At 37.5% G+C, this 9,668-nt stretch carries 10 protein-coding genes; 3 read left to right on the forward strand and 7 right to left on the reverse strand.

The features are described from left to right. Nucleotides 1–366 precede the first annotated feature (366 nt). Complete coding sequence (locus GN217_RS18140; RefSeq protein WP_156858047.1) at nucleotides 367–903, forward strand: YceI family protein; 537 nt, start codon at nucleotides 367–369, stop codon at nucleotides 901–903. Between the two features lie 46 nt (nucleotides 904–949). On the opposite strand, the gene GN217_RS18145 is transcribed toward GN217_RS18140, so the two are convergent. The 5 genes from GN217_RS18145 to GN217_RS18165 form a co-directional block, all read right to left on the reverse strand. Next, nucleotides 950–1,789: a VanW family protein gene (locus tag GN217_RS18145; protein ID WP_232334500.1), complete on the reverse strand. Its 840-nt coding sequence runs from the start codon at nucleotides 1,787–1,789 to the stop codon at nucleotides 950–952. Nucleotides 1,790–2,068: 279 nt separating this feature from the next. Further along, nucleotides 2,069–3,277: an NAD(P)/FAD-dependent oxidoreductase gene (locus GN217_RS18150; RefSeq protein WP_156858049.1), complete on the reverse strand. Its 1,209-nt coding sequence runs from the start codon at nucleotides 3,275–3,277 to the stop codon at nucleotides 2,069–2,071. A 246-nt stretch (nucleotides 3,278–3,523) separates the two neighbouring features. Next, nucleotides 3,524–4,219, reverse strand: a complete 696-nt coding sequence (locus tag GN217_RS18155; protein ID WP_156858050.1) for a hypothetical protein — start codon at nucleotides 4,217–4,219, stop codon at nucleotides 3,524–3,526. 117 nt (nucleotides 4,220–4,336) lie between these two features. Then, nucleotides 4,337–6,520 carry a type IA DNA topoisomerase gene (locus GN217_RS18160; protein ID WP_156858051.1) on the reverse strand — a complete coding sequence of 728 codons (2,184 nt, stop codon included), beginning with the start codon at nucleotides 6,518–6,520 and terminating at the stop codon, nucleotides 4,337–4,339. Between the two features lie 163 nt (nucleotides 6,521–6,683). Further along, nucleotides 6,684–7,142 (reverse strand): hypothetical protein, encoded by a 459-nt coding sequence (locus tag GN217_RS18165; protein ID WP_232334501.1) that lies wholly within the window; start codon nucleotides 7,140–7,142, stop codon nucleotides 6,684–6,686. 267 nt (nucleotides 7,143–7,409) lie between these two features. On the opposite strand from GN217_RS18165, the gene GN217_RS18170 reads away from it, so the two are divergent. Further along, nucleotides 7,410–7,730, forward strand: a complete 321-nt coding sequence (locus GN217_RS18170; RefSeq protein ID WP_156858052.1) for a hypothetical protein — start codon at nucleotides 7,410–7,412, stop codon at nucleotides 7,728–7,730. Nucleotides 7,731–7,804: 74 nt separating this feature from the next. Here GN217_RS18170 and GN217_RS19295 read toward each other — a convergent pair whose 3' ends face one another. Then, entirely contained in the window at nucleotides 7,805–7,933 is a 129-nt protein-coding gene (locus GN217_RS19295) for a hypothetical protein (RefSeq protein WP_255454423.1), read from the reverse strand. A 148-nt stretch (nucleotides 7,934–8,081) separates the two neighbouring features. Continuing rightward, nucleotides 8,082–8,435: a cupin gene (locus GN217_RS18175; protein WP_156858053.1), complete on the reverse strand. Its 354-nt coding sequence runs from the start codon at nucleotides 8,433–8,435 to the stop codon at nucleotides 8,082–8,084. Between the two features lie 486 nt (nucleotides 8,436–8,921). Between GN217_RS18175 and GN217_RS18180 the strand changes: the two genes are divergently transcribed. Next, the gene (locus GN217_RS18180; RefSeq protein ID WP_156858054.1) at nucleotides 8,922–9,509 is read left to right on the forward strand and encodes an AAA family ATPase; all 588 of its coding nucleotides are present in this window, start codon (nucleotides 8,922–8,924) and stop codon (nucleotides 9,507–9,509) included. Nucleotides 9,510–9,668 lie beyond the last annotated feature (159 nt).

Genomic DNA, 9,668 nt, shown 5'->3' on the forward strand with positions numbered 1-9,668 from the left:
CTTTAGGAACTCGTGTGCTAACTAGAGTCCATTCTGCATTTTCTTTCGTTCTAGCCAGCCTTTTATTGGTCGCTAAAAGGACATGTAGATTCTTCACTTGGTTTTCATAGAACTTTTGACGTTACCTCTCCCCATATTATTGTATCGAAATATCTGAAGGATTTCATTATTAAGATCTATTTACATGGAAAACAAGTTTGAGATAGTCTATTTAGTGGTATTTGAATAATAATTTCGTTTTGTTAATTTATCCTTAAATAAATATTTTTTAATTAAGCTATATTGACATTACCGATTTATTAATATATACTAGGTAACGGAAAGTAAGTATTGAGGAATACTTCATAATATTTGGAGGGATTTTAAATGACTAGAGAAAAGTGGACGGTAGACTTGGCGCACAGTGAAGTAGGTTTTTCGGTTAAGCACATGATGATTTCTCGAGCGAAAGGAACATTCGACAAATTTGATGCAGTGATCGAAGCAGATGTAGAAGACCTTACCGATTCGAAAATCGAAGTAACGATTGATGCTGCAAGTGTAAACACACGTAACGAAGACCGTGATAACCACCTTCGTTCTGCAGACTTCTTTGACGTGGAGAATCATCCGACACTTACATTTGTTTCAACAGATGTAAAACGCAAAGGAAATAACGAATATGATGTAATTGGCGATTTAACAATTAACGGAAATACAAATCAAGTTACATTAGACGTTACATTTGAAGGTCAAAGTAAAGACCCGATGAGCGGTTCTACAGTTGCCGGCTTCAGCGGTGAAACGAAAATCAGCCGTAAAGAATTCGGACTTACTTGGAATGCTACACTTGAAACAGGCGGCGTACTCGTATCCGACGAAGTAAAAATCCACTTCGAACTAGAACTTCATAAAGCTGAGTAATTGATGCACATAAAAGCAGTATCCCCGTGAATCCGGGATACTGCTTTTATTTTGATTGGAAATAATCTACTGTTTCAGAGGAGAATACTTCAACTGTTAAGCTGCCATTTGCTGCATGGGCGGTAAGCACGATCGGTTCATTGTATAAATTTTTAAATGTAAAATCTGGTCCCCACCAACTTACGGTTGCATCCCTTCCCGGGGGTACGTACGGAACGGAGCGGCTATGAGTGTACCTTTCAATCATCTGGATACCACGTAAATCAACTGCATTAAAAATTGTTGAAGATAATTGACAAATCCCCCCGCCGATATCTTCTGAGAACTCGCCTTTTACAATAACCGGTGCTCGTTGATACCCTTTCTCTTCTGTTCGTTCACCAACAGTATCATTAAATGAAAACACTTCACCAGGAAAAATAACTGTTCCATGTACAGCTTCTGCAGAAAGGTTAATATTTTTTGTCCGTTCTTTGTTTGCGGAATTATAGTAAGTCGTGTAAGAACCAAGACGTTTTTGAGTAATTTCCCGTAGCATTTCCTGATCCACCCTTGGTTGAACTGCCTTAGTCGGGATTTCAACCACCTGATCCTCTCCAGTATAAAATGCCTTTAAAAAAGAGGTTGTAAAAGCAATTCGATTCAACGCTTTTCCAGGCTGCTCCTCGATAATTTCAAAGCCGTTGCCAAGTGTTGCGTTAGTAGGGGGTTCTTTAACTTGTTCTGCCAATTGATCCATTAATTCATCCAGCTTTTCCCAATTTACAAATCCATGCCCCCAATCAGATAAAGAATAAGATTGGAGTTCGTCTCTCTGAAGCATAATTTCATCATCTTCTGCAGAGACGACCGCTACAGACAAGAGAAACCATAACAGGGTGAGCACAAAATATAAAGTATTACGGCGCAACTTTATCACCTCTGTTATAATATGGCTCAACTGAAGATATAACATACGAATGAATAAAAAAGCCACCCAGTTTATAAACCGGGTGGCTTTTAGATTGGTTTTATTAGCGGAAATCCCTTGAATCTTCTAGGATATCACTTACTGCTCGGTAGCCTACAATTGCAGCTACAGCGAGCAACAAAATGCTGCAAAATCTTTTCATCGTTCATCTACTCCTCTTTACCTTTTATAGTGGATTAATAGTAGAATTCCAAATTAGAAAGGACGATATTTTCCTTTTTTCAGCAATGCTTTCGGTCCGCCGACTACCAAGAGTGTACGGTCGTCAACTACCTTCTTCATCGCAGCTGCTGGCTTCCCTTGCAATTTCACGCCATTAAAGATGTTTCCAATACCATCGGAAATTCCTAGTGATGCTACTGTACCTTTGTCATCGAAAACAAAGTCTGTTAACGGTAGGCCATATAATGCGTTTTTGATATTCTCTGCTACATGAGCACCTTCTTGTGTTGCTAATTGACCAGTTGGTGGATATGGTTTTCCTGTTTCTTTATCCATCGTCCATGAGCAGTCACCAATAATAAATACATTTTCAGATCCTGGTAAGCGCAGATCAGCATCAACGTTAACTTTTCCACGGAATACTTCAAATCCAGATTTTTCAAGTACCGGACTTCCCATTACTCCTCCAGTCCAGACACTTGTACCAGCTTTAATTAATTCATTATCTTCACCAACAATGAATCCTTCTTCTGTACATTCCGAAATAGCTGCACCGATTCTGAATTCAACACCACGGTCTTCTAACGATTTCTTCGCATATGCTACAAGATCCTCTTCAAATACCGGCAATATAGAAGGTGCCGCTTCTACGTTAATGATGCGTGCTTTGTTACGCGGGATATCATATTTCTTACAGAGTTCAGGAATCTTCTCAGCTAATTCACCAACAAATTCGATACCTGTAAATCCACCGCCACCTACAAGCACAGTTAGATCACTATCATCTGTTGATTCACCACTGCTATATTGCGCGAATTTATATTCGATATGCTCGCGAATGACGCGCGCACTGTCGATATCTTGAATGAAGAATGCATTATCCTCCATTCCTTTAATACCGAATGTATTTGTTACAAAACCTAATGCGAAAACGAGGTAATCGTATTCTACTTCACTGTTTTCGAGTACGACACGCTGGTCTTCAGTTTTAACTTCCACTACGGTGTCATAGATCAGACGAACACGCTTTGGATTAACCACATCAGAAATCATGTAGCGAGCCTGGTTATGGTTAATTGTACCTGCAGCAACTTCATGGAGCCAAGTTGCCTCATAGTGATAGTTATGCTTGTTAATGAGTACAATTTCTGCTTCTTCAGGTGACAGTTTTTGGGCTAATTTTCTCGTTGCAGTAAGCCCTGCATAACCTGCCCCCAAGACAACAATTTTGGGTTTGTTCATTATAAACACCATCCCTTTTTTGTATTTTTTCTGTGTTTAGTAAAAGCGTTTTTCTTCTCATTTCATAGCATGATTATGTACAAAAGAACGCTTGTACCAGTTAGCTTATAACCTACTTTACAATGATAGCAAACTTTACTTAATTAAGCTATTAATGAAATCGTTTTTATTAAATTTAGAAAGCTTATTCTTTTAGCTGCAGTTGAAAAGGGATTTGCTCAAACAAATCCCTTCATCCATACGTTATTAATGCAATCTTCCACCGTCTGGATCATCATCGATCGGCTCTTCAGGTTCTGGTTCCGGATCAGGATCTGGTTCGGGATTTGGTTTCGGATTTGGCTTCGGATCCGGTTTTGGTTCTGGATCAGGTTCTGGCTTTGATGGTTTTGGATCCGGATCCGGTTTCGGAGTCGGGTCCGATTTCGGAGTCGACGGTGCCGGCCGCTTATGCGTATTTGGATTATGATCATTACGATTATTATAATTGCTTGAGTTATCTGGGGGATTATTATTTCCTGTATTTGAATTATTGTTATTTGGAACGGTCCAGTTCGTTGATTCTTCCGTTTCTGGTAATTCATTTTCCACCGGTTCTTCTTCCGGAACTTCCGGTTCTTCCAGCGGCTCTTCCTCTACTTCTTCAATTGTGTCACTTGAAGCAAGGATGAACTTTTCCTTATCCTTTAAAACTAAAGAACTAAGCGTTTCCTTTTTCACCGTATCTACCGGTGTCTCAAATGGTTCATCATCTTCTTTTTCTACGATTTCAATGTCTTCCTGTTCCTCGGTTTCTTCCGTTTCTTCTTTTTCAAACTCTTCATTATCTATTTTCCCGAGTTCGCCACGGTTCGCATTCGCTTGGTAAATCCCTAAGCCAACAACGCCAACAAAAACAAGAAACGTAATAATATTAATAATTAACAGCTTCCTAGGTTTCACGATTTATCCCTCCTTGCTACATCTTTCCAATTGCCCCTATTGTAAGCTTTTAGTAGGAGGTTTTTCAATGGTTTTTGATAAATTATTCCTTTATCTCTCATTCACCTAAGAAATTCGTCATTTTTCATGTGTTTGTTTCTTATTAAAATTCATTTCCCAGCTATAATACGCCGCTCCTTCTTTCTTATGATAAGAAAGGTAAGCATTGAATTTCTTCCCTTTTTTACTAGTCAATCCTTTGACGTAAGCTTGGTTATTTTTCAAAATCTGCTTCACCATTGTTTTTGTCGGTTTCTTCCGCATCGTGGCGAGGAACTTATCATTTTTCCAGATGGCGAATTTACAGCCGCTTTTCCAATTTTTACAGCTGAAGGCCATGTAAGTATCTACGACGTCCCCGCCACAAGCTGGACATTTACCTAATACTTCGTTCGTCGCCTTCTTTTTAGCTGCTTTATGGATGATCGTTTCCTCGTCTTGCTTAATAGTTTCAACTGCTTCTGTTGTGAACTGAAAGATTAGACTGAGGAAGTCTTTTCGCGTTTCTTCCCCTTTTTGAATATCTGCGAGACGTTTTTCGAGTCGGCCGGTAAATTCTAGATCAAATAAACTTTTCACCGGGAAAGTCTCTACAAGCTTTCTTCCTAGTTCCGTACAAGTTAGGTTTTTTCCCTTTGCCGAAATATACCCGACATCCTTCAATTTCTTAATCGTCTCAGCACGTGTTGCAGGTGTGCCAATACTAAAACCCGTTAATACGCTACCGAGTAACTCTTCATCTGTTTCACTATCTCCTTTTATATTCTTACCACACGTTTCCATGACCCGCAGCAGTGTTCTTTCGGTATGCTGTTTCGGAGGTTTCGTTACATGATCAGTTAATTTTGTTTCCTTAATGTCTACTTGATCGTCAACTTGAATAATAGGTAAAAGGACATCCTTCGACTGGATTTTCTCTACTTTTTTCCAGCCTTCAATTAGTTGGACCCTTCCCTTCGTTATAAACACACCGTCGATCGGGGCATCGAGTATTTTTGTCGTCAGGTTAGTTTCCTCGTATTCAGCAATCGGCATAAATTGCATGATGAAACGGTTTTTAATTGCCTGATAAACAATTGATTCGTCAGAGTTAAGCCGTTTCGGTTTTAAATAAGTCGGTATGATTGCGCTATGGCTTTCTACTTTCGCATTGTTGAATACCCGTCTTGTCTTCATAAATTTAATCTCATCTTTATAAGGTAAATCTTCGCTATGTGTCTTTAACACATGTGCCGTTTTCCCGACTAAACTCTCATCAAGCGCTACACTGGAAGTTCTAGGATAAGTGATTAACTTTTTCTCATATAGGGACTGGGCAACTTTGAGGACTTTGTCTGAGGTCCAGCCTTTGTATTTATTCGTAATAAACCCTTGAAGATTCGAGAGGTTGAAAAGAAATGGCGGGAATTCCTTTTTCTTTGTCACTTTTTTATCCATGACTTGTCCTTGTTTGCCAGCAATTTTTTCTTCAATTTCAAGAAGCGTTTCTTTCTTCTTAAATTTATCTTCTTTACCTTCTGTATATGTCCCTTCATAAACCTCTTTCTCGTTTGTTTCAAAAACAGCAGCAAGCTTATAATAATCTTCTGGTTTGAAATTCTCAATTTCCTTATCCCGGTCATAAATGATTTTCAATGTCGGCAAGAGCACGCGTCCGATGTTTAACGCTTGTCCACTCCCCTCTTGGTATTTCAGCGTCGTGACAGAGGTAAGATTAATCCCGATTACCCAATCCGCCCACTGCCTGCTGATTCCCGCGTCCCGGAGAGCTTTCATCTCATCATTCTGCTTTAGTTTCTCTAATCCGCTTCGCACTTCATTTGGCGTCCATTCATTCAAGAGGAGCCGGTACACCGGTTTATTCGGCCGTTTGCCACCACGATAAATGATGCTGTCCCCGATTAGTTGACCTTCTCTATCATAGTCACAAGCGGAAATAATAGATTCCACTTCCGTTTTTTTAATAAGTGATTCAATAATTTTTAATTGTTTTACAGCTCCTGGGTCAGCCGCTTTCCTGTTCCGCGGATTGCTTTTCACTTTATATTTGAACGTCTGCGGAATGAACGGGAAATAATTCATATGCCAGCGCTGCATCTTCGGTTCATAATCTTTCGCATCATATAACTCTACTAAATGACCAAAAGCCCATGTAATAAAATAACCATTTCCTTCGTAATAACCATCTTTCTTCGTCTTGATCTGCAAGGCATCTGCAATGTTTTTTGCTACGGATGGTTTTTCAGCAAGAATTAATTTCATATCATTTTAACCTCCAAGTAAAACACACGTTGCTTCTTTTGATTATAAACGATAATATAATAGATTGCTCAAAACAGGTTTTCTGACCGTGAGACATGATTCATTTTCTGTTTAGATTACTGACGAATGTATAGCCATTTTTTTAAGAAAGTTTATTCAACTTCTAGTACAAAATTATAGAAGGCATCGCCATTGGATTCGTTCTCTTCCTGCTCATCCATCCACCATACCCATAAGAATAGTAATATATCCCCTGTTGTAAAGGTGCTCGGAAACTATTCTCTTGGACACTTACTTCAATTTCATCACTTTCACTTATCTGTAATACGTAAGACTCATTTGGTTGCGATTCATCATTCATCACAAAAAATATTTTTACTCCAGCTTTTACCTTGATCGGCTCTACCCCTTTCAACAGTTCTTGTGGTCCAGCAGTATCAACACATGTTGTTTGACCATTTTCACCCCAGCAATAAGAGCCCAATATCGTGTCATACGATTTACTCCCTATCTCAATTACAGCTTCTGGAGGTTTTTGTCCAGCAATCCCATTATCCGAGTCCGAACAACCAAAAAGAATAAGTCCAACAAATACCAACGATACAACGAACCATTTTTTCATTGACTTTCCTCTCTTCTTTGTAAACGCGCTAATCCATACTCAGTTCTTTGGCTCTTTATTTTATATTCAATAACAAAGGTGCTTTACCTTCTTTTTTAGAGCGTGCCCCAATCACTACTCCAAATAAGGCTAGTGCATTGTATCCTACAAGAACAAGGTAAGATGTCTTTCCTTTAATAGGATAAGAATATCATATTGTAAGTTATTAGAGTATCTGTTACGATTTAAATAATACAGAATTTTCGCGAAAAGGAGTGTTTTGCAATCGTGAGAGTCTTTTTAAGCATTTTAATTAATTTATTGCTTTTAACTACTTTAGGTTTGGGATTGGCTTATTTTACAAATTCAGGATTCTTAGATTACGCTTTTTTCATTGGAGCAGCTGTTACGATTAGTATTTGGTTTTTCACTTCAAAAGGAGGACTCACTTCACGAAATATGGATGCAGCAATCCAAGGAACGACAGGTCATAGAGAGAATGAGAATCGTAAATTTGAATTTTCAATAAGTCCATCTTTCATCACTTCTCTTTTATTTACCATTTTTACTTTTATTGCAATGCTCTATCAATATAGAGACTATTTTTAAATAAGGATGAGTAACACAGCCTAATAGCAAAAGAAAAATAACATCATAACCATTAGCTGTGGTCATGATGTTATTCATTTAATTAGTTGATCCAGCCCTTTTTCAATCTTCACTTTAACAGATAGCTCGTTAACAATATCTTCTAACATCACATCATTAGGTAAGTCTTTAATTATCTTTATCACTTCTTCTTTTGCACTCATTCAACTACCTCCTAACTTATAAACCAAATTCATTTAATAATCAGCAGTTGACTGGTTCCACGTTATACCTTTTGGACTAAAACTTGCTTGTGTTTCGGAATAACATCATACCTAATATTTTAAAAATCCATTTAAACTTGACTAACAATTATTTCAGTGACATAAATAATGCAGGATTTAATTCTTCACTTTCAACAACAATAGCAGTTAATCCTCCTTTGGTTTTCGTTTCGTGCCATTCATCTTTGTCCCAAAAAACAGCATCCTCAGCTTCAACATTAAAATAGTTATCTTTTTCATTACGAACATAGCCCTCGCCGTTCAAAATTAAAAGAAGTTGAGGTACGACTGCTTGGTGATAGCCAACGCTGCCATTTTCATCTAAATACATACATCCAATGTTAGTTGGCATGTCTGTTTGAATAATACGAGACATAATAAAATCTGAATTGGATTTTAAAATCTTTTTACCACTGTATTTACTAATTTTATAAAACTCCATTATGCCCTCCTACTATAGATAGCTTATATTCCAAGGTTTCTTCACTAAAAAAAAGAATGCCACTAATTCATGGCATCCAATGTAATAACATAACTTAATTACAAAACTTCGCTAAGCACCCCATTCGCTGCAGATATATGAGTTTATTGAAGCCCCCCCTCCCTCCGATCAATTTTATGATATAATATTTACAATAAACTGGCTTCGCGTGGGGGGTTAGGTAGCACTGTCGATCTTTTTGAAAGCGTTTAAAGTTTTCAAGAATTGTACACACCCATGACTCATATACAGGAATCATACCCATATCTAGAACAGTTCTTATTTTGGCTAAGTATCCGATCCTTAATAAAAATAAAATGATTCTGTTCAACGAGATTTCCTTCTCAGTAGATTCCAAGGAAATAAAATCCTTTGTACTGAAGGTGGTCTAATGATATATTGAGGTGATACAGTAATTTGAAAAAGCAATAAAAAGGGGTTACATACATGATTATTTGGCTAAATGGTGCATTTGGTTCGGGAAAAACAACTTCTGCATTTGAATTAAAACGTCGACTGCCCAACTCTTTTGTTTATGACCCAGAAAACATAGGATATTTTATTCGAAAAAATACACCAAAGGAATTACACAAATCTGATTTTCAGGACCATGAACAATGGCGGTCTTTCAATTACAGCATGTTGAAATACATTTCCAATACATATGATGGCGTAATCATTGTACCAATGACAGTAACTAATCCCCAGTATTACAAAGAGATCATTCAAAAACTTACGGATGATGGTATACCTTTAAAGCATTATATTCTATATGCAAATAAGGAAACGTTATTAAAACGGTTGAATAAACGGTTAGAACGAGGAGAGACTTGGACGAAATCACAAATCGACCGATGTATCCATGCATTCCATACAGATATTACAGAAGAAAAAATAATAACGGATAATATAAGTGTTGATTTAGTTGTTGAAGAAATAGCAAAAAGAAGTAATATAACCCTTATACCAGACGATAGAACTTCATTAAGAAAATGGCTGGATAGAACAATGACATTAATAAAACATATACGCTAAAATCTGGATCAATTGTCGTATAGCCTAATCACTTACTCAACTTTCGCAGAGTAAAAATGACATCTAACCTTTATCTGGTAAAGTACTTTTGGAAATTCATTATGGACCTTGACATCTGCCTACTATAAAAAAGAAAAACACCTCCACTTTTGGTATAGT

This window comes from Oceanobacillus sp. AG, assembly GCF_009746545.1.
GTDB lineage: Bacteria > Bacillota > Bacilli > Bacillales > Amphibacillaceae > Oceanobacillus > Oceanobacillus indicireducens.